Origin of the sequence: Devosia nitrariae (assembly GCF_030160115.1) — a bacterium.
Classification (GTDB): domain Bacteria; phylum Pseudomonadota; class Alphaproteobacteria; order Rhizobiales; family Devosiaceae; genus Devosia; species Devosia nitrariae.
The window spans coordinates 212,616-232,198 of sequence record NZ_BSNS01000011.1 but is presented as its reverse complement, the minus strand read 5'-3'; the positions used below and the strand labels follow the sequence as shown (position 1 = coordinate 232,198).

Sequence of the window (19,583 nt, the reverse complement as noted above, 5' to 3'; positions counted from 1 at the left end):
ATGAATCGCTACCCCTGGCCCCGGTGAGCTGCAAGAGAAAATGGCCGGCGGGAGCGAGTTAGGTGCTGGCCGGGTGCAAACGTTGCTTTGGTGATACACCACCAGCCAATCGGACAGCGCTTGCGCTCGCATAGCAGAGATTGGATGGCGGGCACGATGCGTTTCCCTCCCCCTTGTGGGGAGGGAAACAGCCGCGCGTCTACTCGGCTGCCCTCGCCCTATTCGGCTGCCTCCTCCGCCTGCTCGACGTCGATGAAGCCGCCGGACTGGCGGTGCCAGAGGCGGGCATAGGTGCCGCCGAGCTCGAGGAGTTCGCCATGGGTGCCCTCCTCCACGATCTCGCCCTCGTCGATGATCACCAGCCGGTCCATGGCCGCGATGGTCGACAGGCGATGGGCGATGGCGATCACCGTCTTGCCCTGCATCAGGCGGTGGAGCTGGCTCTGGATCGCCGCCTCGACTTCGGAATCGAGGGCGGACGTCGCTTCGTCGAGCACCAGGATCGGTGCGTTCTTCAACAACACGCGGGCGATGGCGATGCGCTGTCGCTGGCCGCCCGAGAGCTTGACGCCGCGCTCGCCCACATGCGCGTCGTACCCTTTGCGGCCCTTGGGGTCGGAGAGCCCCAGGATGAACTCCTCGGCCTCGGCCAGCCTCGCGGCCTCGCGCATCTCTTCCTCGCTCGCATCGGGACGACCGTAGAGGATGTTCTCTCGAACCGAACGGTGGAGGAGCGAGGTATCCTGGGTGACGACACCGATATTGGCGCGAAGCGAATCCTGGGTCACCTCGGCGATGTCCTTGCCGTCGATGCGGATCGCCCCGCTCTGCCTGTCATAGAAGCGCAGCAGGAGGTTGACGATCGTCGACTTGCCCGCACCCGACCGGCCGACGAGACCGATCTTCTCACCCGGCCGGATATGGAGGTTCAGCCCATCGATGACGCCCCCCTTCTTGCCGTAGTGGAACGCGACGTTGTCGAAGCGGATGTCGCCCTCGACCTTGCCGATGGGCTGGGCGCCCGGCTTGTCGGTGACGACGCGCGGAAGCGAGATCGACGAGATGCCGTCGCGCACCGTGCCGATGTTCTCGAACAGCTGCGACATTTCCCACATCACCCACTGGCTCATACCCTGGAAACGCATGACGAGGGCGAGCGATATGCCAAGCGCACCAGGCGTCAGCTGGCCGCCGAGCCAGGCCCAGATGCCAACGGCGGCAACCGAGGCCAGGAGTGCATAGTTGGTGAAGAGGATCGACACCTGCAGGACGCTGAACAGGCGCATCTGCCGGTAGACGGTGTCGAGAAACTCGTCCATCGCCTCGCGGGCATAGCCCTCCTCGCGGTTGGAATGCGAGAAGAGCTTGACGGTCGCGATGTTGGTGTAGCTGTCGACCACCCGCCCGGTCATCAGCGAGCGCGCGTCCGCCTGCTGCTCAGCGATCTTGCCGAGGCGCGGGATGAAATAGATCATCATGCTCACATAGGCGGCGAGCCAGACGAGGAACGGCAGGGCAAGCACAATGTCCGCCGAGCCGACGAGGATCACCGCTCCGGCGAAATAGACGCTGACATAAACGAGGATGTCGAGCACCTTCATGGCCACCTCGCGCACGGCGAGCGAGGTTTGCATCAGCTTGGCGCCGATGCGGCCGGCGAACTCGTCCTGGAAGTAGCTCATCGACTGCCGGATGAGGTAGCGGTGCGACATCCAGCGTATGCGTTGCGGGAAGTTGCCGAGCAGGGTCTGGTGCATGGTCAGCGTGCCAACAACGATCAGCGCCGGCATGACGATGAGGATGAATGCCCCCATCAGAGCGAGCCGCCAGCCCTCCTCGGCGAGGAACGTCGCGCGATCGGCATCGGCCAGCCAGTCGACGATGTCGCCGACGAAGCCATAGAGCAGGATCTCTCCGGCCGCGATCAGCGCCGAGGTCGTCGCCATCAGTGCCAGCCACTTCTTGGCGCCATGGCTGTAATGCAGGCAGAAGGCGATCAAGCCCCTGGGCGGCTCGACCGGTTCGGCCGGCGGATAGGGATCGAGACGGTTCTCGAACCAGCGGAGTATGGCCGTTACCATTGTTATTATCCTTCGTGCCGTTCGCAGGGCGACACCGCTACAACCTCAAGTCCGCTTGAGGTCAAGTGGCGTCAGGGCCGAGAGCGAACAGCTCTCATATGGTGTTCGGATTACGCGCCCGATGCGACAGGAAGATGTTGCATAAAGAGCAGCGCGCCGCGGTCCGCCGGGTCTCCTCCCCAATCCCGTCCCAATAGACGCAAACGAATGGGGTTGGCGGTTGCGAGCCGCATAGAATACATGAGTTGGGGTGAGTCCGCTATTGCGGCAGCGCCACATTCGCCGTTTTAGACTTTCCTTCTGCTATGGAACCTCCATGCGTACCGACACCGAGCACACGATCTACCTCAAGGACTACGCGCCGACGCCCTACAGGATCGTCAGCGTCGACCTCGACTTCAAGATCGCCCCGGACACGACCCGCGTGCGCGCGCAACTGACCATCGAGCCGCGCGAGGGGACGGAGCCCGGCGCGCCGCTGGCGCTCGACGGGGAGGAACTCAAGCTCGAGGAGATCGCCATCGACGGCGCTCCGCTGGTGCTGTCGGCCTATGCTGCCGACGCCACCGGGTTGACCGTCATCGCACCACCCGCGAGGCGCTTCGTGCTCGAGACGCTGGTGTCGATCACGCCCGAGACCAACACCAAGCTGATGGGGCTCTATCGTTCCAGCGACGTCTGGTGCACTCAGTGCGAGCCGGAAGGCTTCCGGCGCATCACTTACTATCTCGATCGTCCCGACGTGCTGGCAACGTTCAAGGTGCGCATGACCGCCGACGAAACGCTGGCGCCGGTTCTCCTCGCCAACGGCAACCTCGTGGCCAGGGGTAGCCTCGACAACGGCCAGCACTTCGCCGTGTGGGAGGACCCCTTCCCCAAGCCCGCCTATCTCTTTGCATTGGTTGCAGGCGACCTCGGCTCGATCACCGACACCTATACGACGGGCTCGGGGCGCAAGGTCGACCTTGCTATCTATTGCGCGCACGGCAAGGAGGAGCAGTGCGCCTGGGCCATGGACAGCCTCAAGCGCTCGATGGCCTGGGACGAGAAGCGCTTCGGGCGGGAATACGACCTCGATGTCTTCAACATCGTTGCCGTCTCGGACTTCAATTTCGGCGCGATGGAGAACAAGGGACTCAACATCTTCAACGACCGGCTGGTGTTCGCCAAGCCGGAGACGGCGACGGACGCCGACTATGAGAATATCGAGCGCGTCATCGCCCACGAGTACTTCCACAACTGGACGGGCAACCGCATCACCTGCCGCGACTGGTTCCAGCTTTGCCTGAAAGAAGGGCTGACGGTCTATCGCGACCAGGAGTTCACCAGCGACGAGCGCAGCCGGTCCGTCAAGCGCATCTCCGACGTACTGACGCTGCGCTCGGCTCAGTTCCCCGAGGACGCCGGACCGCTGGCCCATCCGCCCCGGCCGGACCAGTACCGGGAGATCAATAACTTCTATACCCCGACGGTCTACGAAAAGGGCGCCGAGGTCGTGCGGATGCTGGCGACCCTCCTCGGCGAAGCCGGCTTCCGCAAGGGCATGGACCTCTATTTCGAGCGCCATGACGGGGAAGCGACCACCATCGAAGCCTTCCTCAAGGTTTTCGAGGACGCCAACGAGGTCGATCTTGGCCAGTTCAAGACCTGGTACCTCGAAGCCGGCACGCCCAAAGTGACCGTCAGCGACACCTACGATGCGGAGAGCCAGACCTATCGGCTTTCGATCAATCAGGAGACGGCGCCGACGCCCGGCCAGCCGGAGAAGGCCGACCGGGTGATCCCGGTCGCGTTTGGGCTCATCGGACCCAACGGCAGCCCGATGGGCTGGAAAGGCGTTTCTGGCGGCGAGGTGCGCGAGGACATGATTGTCCTGCGCGACAAAAGCGCCGAGATGACCTTCACCGGCGTTGCCAGCAAGCCGGTACCTTCGCTGCTGCGTGGGTTCTCGGCCCCGGTCAACCTTGCAACAAACCTCACCCAGAACGACCGGCTGTTCCTTGCCCAGCATGACAGCGATCCCTTCAACCGCTGGCAGGCGCTGCAGGACGTGGGGCTCGCGCTGATCGTCGATGCCGTCGCCGGCAACGAGGCTGACGAGGCGGCCATCCTGGCACTCTCGGCGGCGATGAGCGACACGCTGGCGAACAATTCGCTCGACGATGCGTTCAAGGCGCTGGCCCTCAACCTGCCCGACGAGCAGCTCGTCGGACGCACGATCGGCAAGGACGTCGATCCGGCAGCGATCCACACAGCGCGCAAAGCGCTCCTGAAGGCGGTGTTCGGCCCGCTGGTCGACCGGATGTACACTGCCTACGCGACGCTGGCGAGCGAAGCGCCCTATGCGCCCACCACCGAGCAGACCGGACGCCGGGCGCTGCGCAACCGGCTGATGGCGCTGATGGTGACGGCGAGCCCGAATGGCCCGGCATTGGCGGCTGATCAGTACCGGCACGCCACCAACATGACCGACCGGTTCGCTGCACTGGTGGCAGCCGGCGTTGCCTGGACGGCAGACGCCGCGGCGCTGCTTGCCGACTTCCGCCTGCGCTTTGCCGGCGATCCGCTGGTCTTCGACAAATGGCTCGCGGTCAACGCTCGCGCCGAGGACGAGGGCGTACTCTCTCGCATCGAAATCATCCTCGACGACCCGGCGTTCCCCAAGAACAACCCCAACCGGCTGCGCTCGCTGGTCGGGAGCTTTGCCATGGGCAATCCGGTACAGTTCACCCGAGCCGACGGGGCCGGCTTCCGGTTCGTGACCCAATTCGTCGCCGACGTCGACACACGCAACCCGCAGGTCGCCGCCCGGGTGCTGACGGGCTTTCGCATCTGGCCGATGCTCGAGGCCACCCGCCGCGAGGCGGCGAGGGAAGCGCTGGTCACACTCAAGGAAAACGAAAACCTCAGCCGCAACACGTCGGACATCCTGGCGCGGATGCTGGGGGAATAACGCAAACCGTCTTGAACAAAGCACCGCAGGCGCGACCTGCGTCTCCCTCCCCCTTGTGGGGTGGCCCGCAGCGGGTCGGGTGGGGGTATCTTGCAGCAAGAGCCGTACCATCGAGCTTGCGGGGGCATACCCCCACCGTGCTCGATGACGGACTTGGCAAGCCAAGTCCTGTCTCGCTTCCCTCCACACACGGGGGAGGGAGAAGGCGCCGTGCCTCTCAGCCTCCCGCCATTCATTATGGTTAACGAGCTCTTAATGTTAGAAGAATTTTTCTTGCGCCCTAAGTGACTCTGCCGACTCACGAATTCGCGATCGCCCCTACCCGGCCCGCGGCGAGGGTCTGGACACGATTCAGGGGCTGATTCATTGTTCCGCTCAAGGGCAAATCGGGCGGGGATATCCGATTCAAGAGATGGAGATTTTGATGCGGTCGTCGGACGCTTCCGGCGCCGGGGCCGAAGGATTCGGCGTCGGCCAGGGCGAAACGGGCAAAGTGGAAGCAGCGGGGATCAAAACCGGCTTTCGCTTCGACATCGGGGGCCGCATCTCTCCCATCACCGTTGCCGTGGGGCTGACGGCGTTCCTCGCAGCCACTCTGTTTGTCATCTTCGATGCTGCGCGAACACTCGAGGACGCGCGCGGGCAATTGCGTCTGATCGGTAAAGCCGTTGCGACGGACCTGGCGACGATGCCGGCGGCACTGGCATTGCAATCGCTGGACCAATTGGCAAAGACCTATTCGGAGGCCGTCGAAGCCGAGGTACTGGCGGGCGCCTGGATCGAGGCGGCGCCGCTTGTCTCCTACCGGTTCCGCGCAGACGTGATCGGCGTCGTGCAGTTGCGACAGGATACGGCGAACGTGCTCGGCGGCATGCTGCCGCGCGGCGGGGGCGCCTATCTCGCGGCCATGCTGATTGCGATCCTCAGCCTGCGCCGGCGCTCCAGCTCCTGGCCGGTCCCGGCAGACGGCGAGCGCAGCATCGAAAGCCTGGTCGCGGCCATTCCCCATGGGGTCGCCTGCTGGAGCCGGAATGGCGAGCTCATTGCGTGCAATACGCGCTATCGGTCCAGTATCGGCGCCGAAACCACGCAGCCGATCGCCTATGGCGAGGCGGTAAAGCGCCTGATCGGGACCGGCTATATGAAAATGATATCGGACGGCGAGGACAACCGCGTGCTGGAACTGCACCGGGCGGACGGAAGCTGCTTCCTGGTCGACGAACGCCCGTTCGGGCAGGATGGGTTCGTCACCCTCGTCTCAGACGTCACCGAGCGCAAGCGCGCCGATACGCTCCTCGCCAACATCCGCGAGGAACAGCGGCTGCTGGCCCGCCGTTACCACGAGGAGAAGCTCAAGGCCGAGGCCGCCAGCCGCTCCAAGACCAACTTCCTGGCGCATCTGAGCCACGACATCCGCACGCCGATCAATCATATCATCGGCTTTGCCGACCTCATCCGGCATCAGGCCTATGGGCCGGTCGGGGACACGCGCTATCTCGAATACATCCAGAACATCAAGTCGTCGGGCGAGTTGCTGCTCGATTCCTTTGCCACCATCCTCGACCTCGCCGAGCTCGAGAGCGGGCAAAAGGTCCTGCGTGACGAAGCGTTGAATGTCGACGAGCTCGTCGCGTCCGTTGCCACGCGCTTCAAGCCGCAGGCCCTGCGTGCCGGCGTGCGCTTCGAGATCGGCGCCGACTGCGGGGCAGCACTCACCGGCGACCGGTTCTGCCTGACGCGCATGATTTCCAACATCCTCGAAAACGCCATCCGCTTCACCCCATCGGGCGGGCGGATCACGCTGGCTGCGTTCGCGGCGACCGATGGGGTCGTCATCGAAGTCTCCGACACGGGGATCGGCATGAGCGCCGAGCGGCTGGAGAGCCTGGCTCAACCCTTTGCGCTGGCCGATGCAAGCTTTACCCGCGAAGGGGTGGGACTGGGGCTTGGCATTCCGATCTCACGGGCGATCGCCGAACTGAGCGGCGGGCGAATGGCCATCGACTCCAGTCCGGCTCTGGGGACCACGGTCGCCTTCTCGCTGCCGCAACGCCCGGCCGAAGGAGTCGCCATCACGCAGAACCAGGCGGCTGCGTAGCTTAGTTGAGCAGATGCGAAACAGGCTGTCCCGGACCTGATTGGAATACTGGCTTTTGGTAGTTTCTCTCTGAGGTTTCCGCCGGGTCATTCCCGCGGAAAGCGGGAACCTCCGTTTCCCTTGCCATATCGCCAACAGAGGTTCCCGCTTTTCGCGGGAATGACTCCGTGGCTGTGGTGTACTCAGGGGTTACAGGAATCGGACTAGCTCGACCAATCGAGCCTGCTGAGGAAGCCGAGGACCGCGTCGTTGAACAGTCGCGGTCGCTGCAACGGCGCAAAGTGACTGACACCGGAGAGCATGGCAAACCGGGCGCCCGGAATTGTGTCCGCCACGTAGCGGGCGTGCTCTGTCCTGATGAACTCGTCGAGCTCGGACTGGGCTACGGTCACGGGCACCCGGATCGCCTCGAGGTCTCGCGCGGAATAGTCCGGTTGGCTCGCCTGCATGGGCTGAAGCGCCTCGAGGAGCGCGTCGAAACCGCCAGGAGTCGGCGAGAGAGCCGCGTAGTCGGCCTTGTGGCGGGCAAAGCAACGGTCGAGGGCGGGCGTTGCCTGAACCGGCTTGGTGCCGCTCGCATCGACATTGCAGGCAAAGAAGAACACACCGGCGACGCGCTTCGGCGTCTGTCGGGCGAGCGCGAGGGCGGTACAGGCCCCGTCGCTCCAACCAACGAGCGCAACCTGCTCGATGGACAGGTTGTCCATCACCGCCAGCACGTCGGACGCCATCAGGTCATAGGAGAATGCGCGCCCGTCGTGGGTGCTGCGGCCATGCCCGCGGCTGTCGATGAGGATGGCGCGGTAGCCGGCATCGACCAAGTCGGCAATCTGATGGCCCCAGTTGCCGGCATGGCCGAGACCACCATGCAGAAGGATCACCGGAAACCCGGTGCCGAACGCCGCGTACCAGATGGAGGCACCGGCATTTTCCACCCGCCCCCGCTCGCCGGTTTCGGGCAGGGGCTCCGCTCCTGTGGCCTCGAATTGCTTCAACTCATCGTCACGCCGATCCATGGCATTCGTCCCTTGCAGAAGTTTCAACATCATTGGTCGATCGGCGGTGGTGCGTTTCGACAAGCCAGAAGCGCCGGAAGAGCAAAAAGGGCGTTGGCTCAGAGGTCCTTCGCCTTCTCGTACCAGCGTGCGGCTACGGCCGAGACTTCCGCACGCATTGCCTTGAGGTCGGCTTGCAGCCGATTGAAGTCGGGATAGTTGGTGAGTTGGGCAAGGAGTTCCTTGAAGGCCCCGCCCCAGGGCGTATCGGCGCGCGGGTTGGTAAGCGCAGCGCTCATCACCTGCAGGATGGTCGAATAGAGTGCGTGAATCCCCGCCAGCCGCCCACCCTCGGGCACGAGGCCGGTTTCCTTGAGCCGCGCCAATACCTCGGCCACCGGCGCCTGCGGACGGGCGATGGTCCTGCCGGCGACGAGCTGCGCCGATTGGGCAATGAATTCGAGATCGACGAGGCCGCCGTCGACCAGTTTTAAATCAAAATCATGCTTTGCCGGCCGCTCACGAGCCATCAGGGCGCGCATGGAAACCACGTCGTCGATAGTCTTGGCAGCGTCGCGTGGACGCGCGAAGGCCTCGGAAATGGCCGCATCGATATCGGTCCCCAGGTCATTGTCGGCCAGGATCACCCGCGCGCGGCTCAGCGCCAGGTGTTCCCAGGTCCAGGCGTTGTCGCGGTGATAGCTTATGAAGCCGGAAAGACTGGTGGCGAGCGGCCCGGCATTGCCCGACGGGCGCAGGCGCATGTCGGCCTCGTAGAGCACGCCTTCGGCCGTCGGCGCGGTGATGGCGGCAACCAGGCGCTGGGTAAGGCGGGTATAGTACTGGCTGGTGGCAAGCGGCCGCTCCCCGTTCGATTCGGCATCGAGCGGAGCATCGTAAAGCAGGATGAAGTCGAGATCCGACGTCGCCGTCATCTCGCGGCTTGCCATCTTGCCGAATGCAAGAAGTCCGGTACGGGCGCCTTCGATCACACCGTAGCGGCGCTCGAACTCGCGGCGCACCGCGTCGAACAGCCAATGCACCAGGGTTTCGGCCAGGGCGGTGAACTGATCGCCGGCGGCGCGTACATCGAGCGTTCCGGAAAGGAGCCCTGCGCAGATCATGAAACGCTGTTCCTGGCCGATGATGCGAGCACGATCGATTACGTCCTCATAGCTGCGCCCTTCCCCGAGGAAGGCGTCGACCTTTTCGACCAGCACCTCACGGTGCGTCACGTCCTCGGCGAAGGCGGGATCGATGAGACCATCCATGACATGGGCGCGGCGGATCACCGCCTCGGCCATGCGCGGAGCGGAGGCCATGAACTGGACGAGGAGCGTCCTCAGTTGCGGATGGTTGCGCAAGAGGGCGAAGAGCTGGACGCCGGTGGGCAGGCGCGAGAGAAAGTCGTCGAACTTCATCATCGCCTCGTCGGCGTTGCCGGCCGTGCCGAAAGTGGCGAGCAGCGCAGGGATCAGCTCGGTCAGGTGCGCCCGCGCCGCGGCCGTGCGGGTCGCCGCATAACCGCCATAGTGCCATTTGCGCACGGTGGCCGAGGCTTTGGCCGGATCGGCAAAGCCAATGCCGGTCAGGGTTTCGAGCGTGCCTGGATCGTCGTCGCTGCCGGTAAAGACCAGATTGCCGTCGACCGCGCCGAGGCTCTCTCCCTCGGTGAAGAGCTCGGCATAGTAGCCGGCGACCCGTTCCAGCGCCCCCCTGTATGCGGCCTCGAAGGCGCCGTTGTCGTCGAAACCCATCAGCCGGGCGACCGTGGCGACGCCCTCGGCGGTTTCAGGCATGACGTGTGTCTGCTCGTCCTTAAGCATCTGCAGGCGGTTCTCGACTGCCCGCAGGAACCAGTACGTCTCCTTGAGGTTGGACGCCGTCTTGAAGCCGATCCAGTTGGTGCGGGCGAGCGCGTCGAGCGCCTCGGCGGTGGGGCGCACCCGCAGATTGGGGTCGCGCCCGCCTGCGATCAGTTGCTGGGTCTGGGCAAAGAATTCGATCTCGCGGATGCCACCGCGTCCGAGCTTGACATTGTGGCCCTCGACACGAATGTCGCCGACCTTTTTGGAGACGTTGATCTGGCGCTTCATCGCCTGAATGTCGGCGATGGTGGCGTAGTCGAGATGCTTGCGCCAGATATAGGGCGCGAGCTCGGCGAGAAACCGCTCGCCGGACGCGACATCGCCAGCGCAGGGCCTGGCCTTGATCCAGGCGGCGCGCTCCCAGTTCTGGCCGCGGCTCTCGTAATAGGTCAGCGCCGCATCGAACGAGATAGCGACCGGGGTCGAGCCCGGATCGGGACGCAGCCGCAGATCGGTGCGGAAGACGTAACCGAACTCGCGTCGCTCCTCCATCAGCCCCACGAGCTTCTGGACCATGCGCGAATATGTCCTGCCGGCCTCGCTCGGATCGGCAAGCACGCCCTTGCCCGGGTCATAGAAGGCGACGATGTCGATGTCGGAGGAATAATTGAGCTCACGCCCGCCATGCTTGCCGAGCGCAAAGAGGGCGAGACCCGAATTGGCGGCGGTCGCCTCTTCGATGGGGACCGAGAGCAAACCGCGCTCGTGGGCGCGGCACATCAGAAAGTCGAGCGCAGCGTCAAGCGCGGCATCGGCAAGATCGGCCAGCGCCTCGGTGGCGCGGGCGCTGGTCCAGGCTCCACCCGTCTCGGCCACAGCCGCCAGCAGCGCCGTACGGCCTTTGGCCACGCGCAGGCGTGTCCCCAGTTGCGCCTCCTCGATGTTCTCCCCGCCCGCGGCGCGCAGGTCGGCGAGAACTGCGGCCATGGCCGTGTCGGGCTCGCCCGCCAGGGCCGTTGCCAGCCAATCCGCGTGGGTATTGGCAAGCCCCATGAGATAAGGGGCGGCCTCGAGGAGCGTCGGCAGCGTCGCCGCCGACTGAACTGCCTGGCGGAACGCAGGTGGTAAGGTTTCCACCCAGGCATCGAAAGCCGGATGATCGACCGGCGGAAGCGGAGCAAGCTGCATGGCCATACAGCAGAGATAGCCGTGTGCCGCCCGGGCGGCAAGCGAGCCGCGATTTAGCCGGCCGGCAGATCGATCACCGCGCGCACGCCGGGGGCGTTGTCCTCGATCCGGAAGGTGCCCTTATGCAGGCGCGCGACGGCGTCGACCAATGAGAGGCCGAGGCCGGAGCCGGGCTCGGTGCGGCTCTTTTCGAGGCGTACGAACCGCTCGAGCACGCGCTTGCGATCCTCGGGCGGAATGCCCGGGCCGTTGTCGGCCACCTCGATCAGCACACGATCGCCCACCGCGCGCACGCCCACGACCACCCGGCCGGACTCGCCCGAGACAAGTTCATGGTATTTGATCGCGTTCTCGATGAGATTGACGATGGCTTGGCCGATGAGCTCGCGGTTGCCACGCAGGTGCAGGTCGGGAGTAACCTCTGTCGTCAGCTCGATTCCGGCGTCCTCGGCGACGGGGCTATAGAGTTCGGCCACATCGCTGGCCACCTCGCTGATATCGACGTCGGCGAAGGCGCCCGATGGAGCACCCGCCTCGGCCCGTGCGATCATCAGCAGGGCGTTGAAGGTCTGGATGAGCTTGTCGCTCTGGGCAATGGTGGTCTCCAGCGCCTTGCGGCGGTCCTCGTCGTCGGCACCCGGACGCAGCGCCGACTCGGCTTGGTTGCGCAAGCGGGTCAGCGGGGTCTTCAAGTCGTGCGCGACGTTGTCGGTGACTTCCTTCAAGCCCTGCATCAACCCTTCGATGCGCTCGAGCATGGCGTTGAGGTTGGTGGCAAGACCATCGAACTCGTCGTTGCGGCGGGTGACCGGCACGCGTTCGGAGAGGTTGCCCGACATGATCTTGGAGGACGTCGCGCTGATCGCGTCGATCCGGCGCAGCACCCGGCGTGCGGTGATGCCGCCGGCCACCAGCGAGAACAACAGGATGCCGATGACACCGGCAAGGAACGCCTGGATGATGATAGCGGTAAAGCCGCGCCGTTCGACCACGTCGCGTCCGACGACGAGCCGCATGCCGCTTGGCAGCTGCACGGAGCGCACCACAGCAAACCCCTGACGCAGATTGGCCTCGCCCTCCTCATCGCTGGCAAATGGCCGGGAGCGCTCGTAGTCGAAGCTGTAGACGCCCGGCTCGAGAATGATCTCGGGCGGAACACTCGCCACATTGCCAAGCAGATAAACCCCCGACGGATCACCGAGATAATAGATGCCCGGGCCCGGCTGGATGGATAGGCGCTGCACGGCAATGGCCGTCGCGCGGATACCCTGGCGACCGTCGATGCGCTCGAGCAGGCGCACCTCGCGATCGATGTCGGCGGTCTGCTTACGCTGGAGTTCGTAGCTCGACTGCCAGGCGATGAGGGCCAACAACGTCACCGAGAACACGATGAAGATCAGGATGAACGTCGCCGTCAGCCTGACCGTGGTGGTACGCAGGATTTGCGGTATGGAGCGCAAGGGCAGCTCTCGGGTTGTCGAGACCAGGCGGTTCTAGTCGCGGATCATATATCCGGCGCCGCGCACGGTCTGCAGCAAGGGGTTGGCGTGGCCCTTGTCGATCTTGGCGCGCAGCCGCGACATGTGGACATCGATAACATTGGTCTGCGGGTCGAAGTGGTAGTCCCAGACGTTCTCGAGCAGCATGGTGCGGGTGACCACCTTGCCGGCGTTCTTCATGAGATATTCGAGCAGGCGGAACTCGCGTGGCTGCAGCAGGATTGTTTCGCCATCACGCTCGACCTTGCGCGAGAGCCGGTCGAGGGACAAACCGCCGACCTCGTAAACGGTCGCTGCCTCCGAGGGGCTGGAGCGACGCGCCAGCACCTCGATGCGGGCAAGCAGTTCGGTGAAGGCATAGGGTTTTGTGAGATAATCGTCGCCGCCGGCCCGCAGGCCGGTGACGCGATCGTCGACTTCGCCGAGAGCCGAGAGGATCAGGACTGGAGTCTTGTCGCCCTCGGCCCGCAGGGATTCCACGATCGAAAGCCCGTCGCGACGCGGCAGCATGCGGTCGACGATGAGGACGTCGTAGTCCATGCCCGAAGCCATAGCATAACCGGTCTCGCCGTCGGTCGCGTGGTGGGTGACGTGCCCGGCTTCGTCGAGCGCCTGGATGAGATAGCTGGCTGCTTCCCGGTCGTCTTCGATCAACAGGATTTTCATCGGCCGCCCCCGTTCCGGCAAGGGCCCCGGCGTGCGCCGGGGCCCTCACGCTGGCTTACTCCTCGCTGATCGGCAGGCCGATGAAGCGGGCTTCCCCGTTACGGCTTGCCTTGACGAGCGCCGTGCCGAGGCCCCTGTCGCGCACGCCCGAGATGGCGTCTTCGAACTCGGCAAGGGTCGAGACCGGCGTGTTGTCGACCTCGAGAATGGCATCGCCCACGGCCAGGCCACGTTCGCCGGCCGGGCTGTCCGGATTAATGTTCTGGATCAGCAAGCCTTCGCCTTCGGCATTGGGCACGAGGGTGAGACCGACGCTCGACTCGGCCGGGGCGACTTCCTCGGGCGGGGTCGGCTGGCTGGGCTCGGCCTGCGCCACCTCTTCGTCTAGCGTATCGAGCACGACCGGGACGGTCGTCTCGGCGCCGTCACGCCAGATGGTCAGTTCGACCTCGGTGCCCGGCGCCTTGTTGGCGATGGTGCGCGAAAGGTCGAGCGCATCGTCGATCTGCTCGCCGTCGACGGCGGTGACGATGTCGCCCGAGCGAACGCCCGCATCACCGGCAGGACCGTCCTCGGCCGGCTCGCGCACGATTGCGCCGCGCGCCTCGTCAAGGCCGACGCTGTCGGCGATGTCGCGCGTCACATCCTGGATCGACACGCCCAGGTACCCGCGGGTCACCGAGCCGTCCTCGATGAGCTGAGTGGCGATCTGCTTGACCGTGGAAGCGGGGATGGCGAAGGCGATGCCGACGCTGCCGCCATTGGGAGAATAGATGGCGGTGTTGACGCCCACCACTTCGCCCTTGAGGTTGAAGGCCGGGCCGCCGGAGTTGCCGGTGTTGACCGCGGCATCGATCTGCAGGAAATCGCCGTAGTTGTTGCCGCCGATGTTGCGGCCCGAGGCTGAGATGATACCGGCCGTGACCGAACCGCCGAGACCGAAGGGATTGCCGACGGCAACCACCCAGTCGCCTACGCGGCTGCGTTCGGTTTCGAAGCTGACATAGGGCAGGTCCTGCCCGTCGATCTTGATGACCGCGAGGTCCGTGCGCTCGTCGGTGCCCACGACTTCGGCCTCCTGCTCGGAGCCGTCCTCGAACACGACCGTGACGGTCGAGGCATCCTGGACAACATGGTTGTTGGTGACGATGTAGCCGTCGTCGGAGATGATGAAACCGGATCCAGCGGCCATGAAGCGGCGGGGCGGACGCGGTGCGTCGCCGCGCGGACCGAACTGATCGCCGAACTGATCGAAGAAGTCGCGGAAGGGGTGCCCTTCGGGGAGATCAGGGAAGTTGAACTGGAAGTCCTGACCACCGCCACGGAAGCCGCTGTTTTCAGCCTCGCCCTCGACGCGGATGGAGACCACGGCGGGCTTTACCGCCTCGACAAGGTCGGCGAACCCCTCGGTGGGCGCGGTCTGCGGCACCACGACCTGGGCCGCGTTCTGCATCTGGGCGGTAGCGGTTTGGCTATTCAGGACGTATGCGGTTGAAACTCCGCCGACACCTACGATCAGCGCCAGCGCCGAAGCACCGAGCCAGCGCCGGGTACGTGAGAGGATGGTCGAGCGCATGAATTGTTCTCCTTGCGGGTGAAACCCTCAACAGTTTCCGGGAAGACATATGAAACCGTCCGCCTTTCTGGGAGGTTGCGCCCACATTACAAATTCGTAACTCTGACGGCCAGAGTGCGGCGCGGGAGGAAACCATGGCGACACAGCGCTCATATGCCCTGACTGCGGGGACCGGCACGGTGGGGTTCGGCGAGGCGGTGAAGGCTTCGGCGGCGGCCACAGGAGGCGTGATGACGCTGATGCGCAGCGACACCCAGGGCGGCGCGCCCTGGCACGTCCATACGCGCGAGGACGAATGCTTCTACGTGGTTTCCGGCCGGATCCGGGTCTGGCCCGGCACGCAGGTCAGCGACCTCGATGCCGACGGCTTCGTTTTCCTGCCGCGCAACGAGCCGCATGCCTGGGACGTGCTTTCGCCGCAGGCGCGCGTGCTTTTGATCACCGTGCCGGCGATGCTCGAAACCTTTCTCGGTGAATTCCATGCTGCCAGCAGCCAAGAGGCCCGCTATGCGATCGCGGCGCGCTACGGCGTCTCATTCCTGCCGGAGGACTTCGACCCCTCGACCTGGTCGTACCCGGACTGAAGGGCCTCGATCGCGGCTTCCTCCTCGCGCGTCAAAGACCTGGGCTCTGGCGGCTGCCGCCTCGCGGCAAGCCAGAGACCGATAAGACCGGCCGCGAGGATAATGGGACCGGCGGCCCAGAGGAACAGCGTGTGCGGTGCAATGACCGGCCGCAACAGCACGAATTCGCCGTAGCGCGAGACGATATGGTCTTTGACCTCGGCGTCGCTGTCGCCGGCGACCAGACGCTCCCGAACGATGACGCGCAAGTCCCGGGCGAGATCCGCGTCGCTGTCGTCGATCGACTGGTTCTGGCAGACGAGGCACCGCAACTCGGCTGAAAGCTCGCGCGCCCGCGCCTCGAGCGCCGGATCGGCGAGAACCTCGTCGGGATTGACCGCAAAAGCGGGTAGGCAAAGAACCAGGAGCAGGGCAAACGCGTGCAACAGCCTCATCGGACGGGCTCCGTGGCGGCGGCGCGACGGGCGGGCGCGCCGATGCGCAGCCGCCGGTCGGTAAGCGAAACGGCGCCGGCGAGCGCCATCAGCAGTGCGCCGATCCAGATCAGCGTCACGTAAGGCTTGAACCAGGCGCGCACCACATGCGTGCCGTCCACCGGCTCGCCCAGTTGCAGGTAGAGCTGGGAGAAACCATAGGTCTCGATGGCCGCTTCCGTCGTCGGCATGCCGCTTGCCGCATAGATGCGGCGCTCGGGCGACAGGATACGGGTCGCATCGCTCTCCCCGGTTACGCGGAAGGTGCCGCGTTCGGCGCTGTAGTTGGGACCCGGTACCTCCTCGAAGCGCTCGAAGGCGATGGTGTAGCCGGCGAGCCGCGCCGCCTCGCCAGGGTTGAGCGTGGTAACGAGCTCGCTTTCCCAGGCGGTGGTGGCGACGATTCCGAGGACGGTGACGCCGAGCCCGAAATGGCCGAGCGCCGTCGCCCATGCCGAGCGTGGCAGCCCGGCGAGGCGGCGGGCGCTCTCGATGAGCGGCAGGCGTCCGAGGCGCGAGCGTTCGATCAGTTCGGCAAGCGCACCGAACGCCACCCAGAAGCCGAGCAGCAGACCGATGGGCGCCATGGAGACAGAAACGCCGCCGAGCGCCGAAATGAGTGCGGCAAGGAAGATGGCGAGCGCGCCGGCGGCAATGAGACGCTGCGCGACCGCCACGATGTCGGCGCGCTTCCAGGCAAGCAGCGGGCCGAAGGGCAGGACGACGAGCAGCGGTGCCATCAGGATCGAGAAGGTGAGGTTGAAGAACGGTGCGCCGACCGAGATGGTCATGCCCGCCAGCGCGTCGAGCAGCAGCGGGTAGAGCGTGCCGACGAGGACCGCGCCGAGAGCGGTTGCAAGAAACAGGTTGTTGAGGATCAGCGCTCCTTCGCGGCTGACGGGCGCAAACAGCCCCCCTGCCCGCAAGGCCGGCGCGCGCAGGGCAAAGAGGGCGAAGGCCCCACCGATCAGGACCGCCAGGATCGAGAGGATGACGAGGCCGCGCGTTGGATCGCTGGCGAAGGTGTGCACCGAGGTCAGGATCCCCGAGCGCACCATGAAGGTGCCGAGCAGCGAGAGCGAAAAGGTGATGATTGCCAGGAAGATCGTCCAGATTTTCAAGGCATTGCGCTTTTCCATGACGATGGCCGAGTGGAGCAGCGCCGTACCTGCCAGCCAGGGCATGAAGCTGGCATTCTCAACCGGGTCCCAGAACCACCAGCCGCCCCAGCCGAGCTCGTAATAGGCCCAGTAGGAGCCCATGGCGATGCCGAGGGTGAGGAAGAGCCAGGCGAGCGTCGTCCAGGGCCGCACCCAGCGCGCCCAGGCCGCATCGATCCGTCCGGAAACGAGGGCCGCCACGGCGAACGAGAAACAGACCGAAAAGCCGACATAGCCGGTGTAGAGGAGCGGCGGATGGATGGCGAGGCCGATGTCCTGCAGCACGGGATTGAGGTCGGCGCCTTCGAGCGGAGCGGGCGACACGCGCTCGAAGGGGTTGGATGTAAACAGTGTAAACCCGGAAAAGGCCGCCGTCAGCAGGCTCTGCGTTGCCAAGACCAGCGAAAGCAGCGACTGCGGCAGATTTTTGCCGAAGGCGGCGACCATGGCGCCAAAAGCAACAAGGATGAGCACCCAGAGGACCATGGAGCCCTCGTGATTGCCCCAGACGCCGGAGATCTTGAAGACCAGCGGCTTTAAGGAATGTGAGTTGTTCGCCGCGAGCGCGAGCGAGAAATCCGAGACGACGAAGGCCTGGATGAGGGCGGCAAAGGCGGCCGCGACCAGCACGAACTGCAGTACGGCGCCCTGCTGCAGGAACAGCGCCACCCGCTCGCCCCGCCGCCAGAAGAGATAGCCGCCGAGCGTCGAGACGCTGGCGATGGCGAAGGCCAGGATCAGAGCGAAGTGCCCGAGCTCAATGGTCATGGGCTAAGCTCCAGTCCACGAGATCGTCGTTTTCCCACACCCATCACTGCTCCGCCGGCAAAGGTTCGTCCGGACGCCATTCGCCCCGAGCCTTCAGGGCCTCGGCGACCTCCTTGGGGATGTAAGTCTCATCGTGCTTGGCCAGCACATTGGTGGCGGCGAACGAACCGTCGGGCAAGAGGCTGCCTTCGGCGACCACTCCCTGACCTTCGCGGAAAAGATCCGGCAGGATGCCGCTATAGGTCGCGGCGATCTCGGCGCCGCCGTCGGTCACGATGAAGGTGTTGCGCTCGCCCTGCCGGGTCCAGGACCCTTCCTTGACGAGCCCGCCAAGCCGGATCGGCAGACCGGGCTCGACCTGCCGCTCGAGAATATCGGCGGGGGTATAGAAGAAGACGATCTGGTCGCGCAGCGCCACCAGCACCAAGGTCGCCGCCAGCGCCAGCACGAGGCCGAGGCCGAGGATCATGGCCAGTCGTTTCTGCTTGCGGCTCCAGCCGCGTTTTGCCGGCAGGCCCTGAGAGCTCATTGGCCATCTCCGTTCAAACTGAGCCCGGCGCCAAGGGCGAGGGTGTCGAGCCCGCCGCGATCGAACGCCTGGGGATAGGCGGCGACGGCGTCCTCATATGCCGCCTGGGCCGCCTGCCTATCTTCGAGCACCAGATAGGCGCGCACAAGCTGCGTCCACTCTTCAACGCTGCCACCCTCGCTCTGAAGGCGGGCAGCAAGGCCCTCTACCATGCCGCGGATCGCTTCCTGCTGGGTCTCGTCGTCTTGCGGTGCAACGCCGCCGGCTTCCGCGAAGGCCAGGCCCTGGCGGGCGGTGGCGAGCCACGGCTCGTTCCCCTCGGCAAGGCCAATCAGCTCTTGCCACGCTTCGACCGCGGCCGTGTAGTCACCCGTGCGCGTCAGTTCGCCGGCGATGTAGAAGCGCGAGCGGAGATGAGCGGGATCGCGCGTGGCCGCGCTCCTCAGCAGTTGCATCGCCTCGCCCGCGGCATCACCGCCCGCCTGCATCATCAGCGCCTCGGCAAGGTCCGTCTCTCGGTCGGCGTCGGGGCCGGCGAGTTCCACGATGCGGCGGAAGGCGCGCTCGGCATCGGCGTAGCGCTGCAACTCCATATAGGCGGGGGCGATGACGGTCCAGCCGCGCAGATCGTCGGGAGCGATGGCAAGGCGTGCCTCGATCCGGGCAATCGCCTCCTCGAGATTCATGTTCCGGGCTGCAATCTCGGGTCGGGAAGCCAGCGGTTCGCCCGGCAGGTCAGGCCGCCCGAGAATGGCGTAGAGGCCGCAGGCGAGCCCGGCGATCAGCATTACGCCCGCGGCGACCACGCCGATACGGAGCGGTTTGGCGCGCGTTGGCGCCTGCCCCGCCTCGGACTTCTGGCGCAGCATCTCCCGGGCAAGTTCTGCCTTGGCGGCAATTGCTTGCGGGCCTGCGAGCTTGCCGGCGCCGACATCGGCCTCGATTCCGGCCAGCATGCGAGCGAACTGTGCATCGAGGCCTTCGCCCGAGCCGACCGCGTTGACCGGGCGCATGGCCGCTGCGTAGTAGAGCGCGGCGCAGGCAACGAGCGTGATCGTGATGGCGATCGACCAGAAGACCATGATTCCCAACGGTTAGCGCCACTGCGCCATGGACGCAGCGCATCTAATGGCAGAATATGGCTAAAAACCACAAAAACCCGCTGGAGTGAGGGGGACGCATTGCCACAGGTCAAGCGGGCGCAA

The 19,583-nt window shown here is 65.3% G+C and carries 13 protein-coding genes; 3 read left to right on the top strand and 10 right to left on the bottom strand.

All coding sequences use genetic code 11. The annotated features are described in order from the left end of the window. Positions 1 to 218: 218 nt before the first annotated feature. Entirely contained in the window at positions 219 to 2,081 is a 1,863-nt protein-coding gene (locus tag QQK18_RS11650) for an ABC transporter ATP-binding protein (protein WP_284340512.1), read from the bottom strand. Positions 2,082 to 2,397: 316 nt separating this feature from the next. On the opposite strand from QQK18_RS11650, the gene pepN reads away from it, so the two are divergent. Continuing rightward, positions 2,398 to 5,034, top strand: a complete 2,637-nt coding sequence (gene pepN, locus QQK18_RS11645; protein ID WP_284340511.1) for an aminopeptidase N — start codon at positions 2,398 to 2,400, stop codon at positions 5,032 to 5,034. A 424-nt stretch (positions 5,035 to 5,458) separates the two neighbouring features. Continuing rightward, positions 5,459 to 7,132 (top strand): sensor histidine kinase, encoded by a 1,674-nt coding sequence (locus QQK18_RS11640; protein WP_284340510.1) that lies wholly within the window; start codon positions 5,459 to 5,461, stop codon positions 7,130 to 7,132. A gap of 203 nt (positions 7,133 to 7,335) precedes the next feature. Here the strand turns inward: QQK18_RS11640 and QQK18_RS11635 are convergent, their stop codons facing one another. The 5 genes from QQK18_RS11635 to QQK18_RS11615 all read right to left on the bottom strand — a co-directional run bounded on the left by QQK18_RS11635 (position 7,336) and on the right by QQK18_RS11615 (position 14,864). After that, entirely contained in the window at positions 7,336 to 8,148 is an 813-nt protein-coding gene (locus QQK18_RS11635; protein ID WP_284340509.1) for an alpha/beta fold hydrolase, read from the bottom strand. 98 nt (positions 8,149 to 8,246) lie between these two features. Next, positions 8,247 to 11,123, bottom strand: coding sequence for a bifunctional [glutamine synthetase] adenylyltransferase/[glutamine synthetase]-adenylyl-L-tyrosine phosphorylase (locus QQK18_RS11630; protein ID WP_284340508.1), 2,877 nt, complete (start codon positions 11,121 to 11,123; stop codon positions 8,247 to 8,249). Between the two features lie 53 nt (positions 11,124 to 11,176). After that, complete coding sequence (locus tag QQK18_RS11625; RefSeq protein ID WP_284340507.1) at positions 11,177 to 12,583, bottom strand: sensor histidine kinase; 1,407 nt, start codon at positions 12,581 to 12,583, stop codon at positions 11,177 to 11,179. 33 nt (positions 12,584 to 12,616) lie between these two features. After that, positions 12,617 to 13,288, bottom strand: a complete 672-nt coding sequence (locus tag QQK18_RS11620) for a response regulator transcription factor (protein ID WP_284340506.1) — start codon at positions 13,286 to 13,288, stop codon at positions 12,617 to 12,619. A gap of 55 nt (positions 13,289 to 13,343) precedes the next feature. After that, the gene (locus QQK18_RS11615) at positions 13,344 to 14,864 is read right to left on the bottom strand and encodes a Do family serine endopeptidase (protein ID WP_284340505.1); all 1,521 of its coding nucleotides are present in this window, start codon (positions 14,862 to 14,864) and stop codon (positions 13,344 to 13,346) included. Positions 14,865 to 14,998: 134 nt separating this feature from the next. Between QQK18_RS11615 and QQK18_RS11610 the strand changes: the two genes are divergently transcribed. Further along, the gene (locus QQK18_RS11610) at positions 14,999 to 15,448 is read left to right on the top strand and encodes a cupin domain-containing protein (RefSeq protein WP_284340504.1); all 450 of its coding nucleotides are present in this window, start codon (positions 14,999 to 15,001) and stop codon (positions 15,446 to 15,448) included. Here the strand turns inward: QQK18_RS11610 and QQK18_RS11605 are convergent. The 4 genes from QQK18_RS11605 to ccmI are packed head-to-tail and all read right to left on the bottom strand — an operon-like array spanning position 15,388 to position 19,460. Then, a complete protein-coding gene (locus tag QQK18_RS11605; RefSeq protein ID WP_284340503.1) occupies positions 15,388 to 15,882 on the bottom strand; it encodes a cytochrome c-type biogenesis protein in 495 nt (164 codons plus the stop codon). The genes QQK18_RS11610 and QQK18_RS11605 overlap by 61 nt on opposite strands. After that, positions 15,879 to 17,849, bottom strand: coding sequence for a heme lyase CcmF/NrfE family subunit (locus QQK18_RS11600; RefSeq protein ID WP_284340502.1), 1,971 nt, complete (start codon positions 17,847 to 17,849; stop codon positions 15,879 to 15,881). The genes QQK18_RS11605 and QQK18_RS11600 overlap by 4 nt, the downstream gene beginning before the upstream one ends. Before the next feature lie 43 nt (positions 17,850 to 17,892). Continuing rightward, positions 17,893 to 18,378 carry a cytochrome c maturation protein CcmE gene (ccmE, locus tag QQK18_RS11595; protein WP_284340501.1) on the bottom strand — a complete coding sequence of 162 codons (486 nt, stop codon included), beginning with the start codon at positions 18,376 to 18,378 and terminating at the stop codon, positions 17,893 to 17,895. After that, complete coding sequence (gene ccmI / locus QQK18_RS11590) at positions 18,375 to 19,460, bottom strand: c-type cytochrome biogenesis protein CcmI (protein ID WP_284341023.1); 1,086 nt, start codon at positions 19,458 to 19,460, stop codon at positions 18,375 to 18,377. Before ccmI ends, ccmE begins: the two co-directional genes overlap by 4 nt. Positions 19,461 to 19,583: the final 123 nt, after the last annotated feature.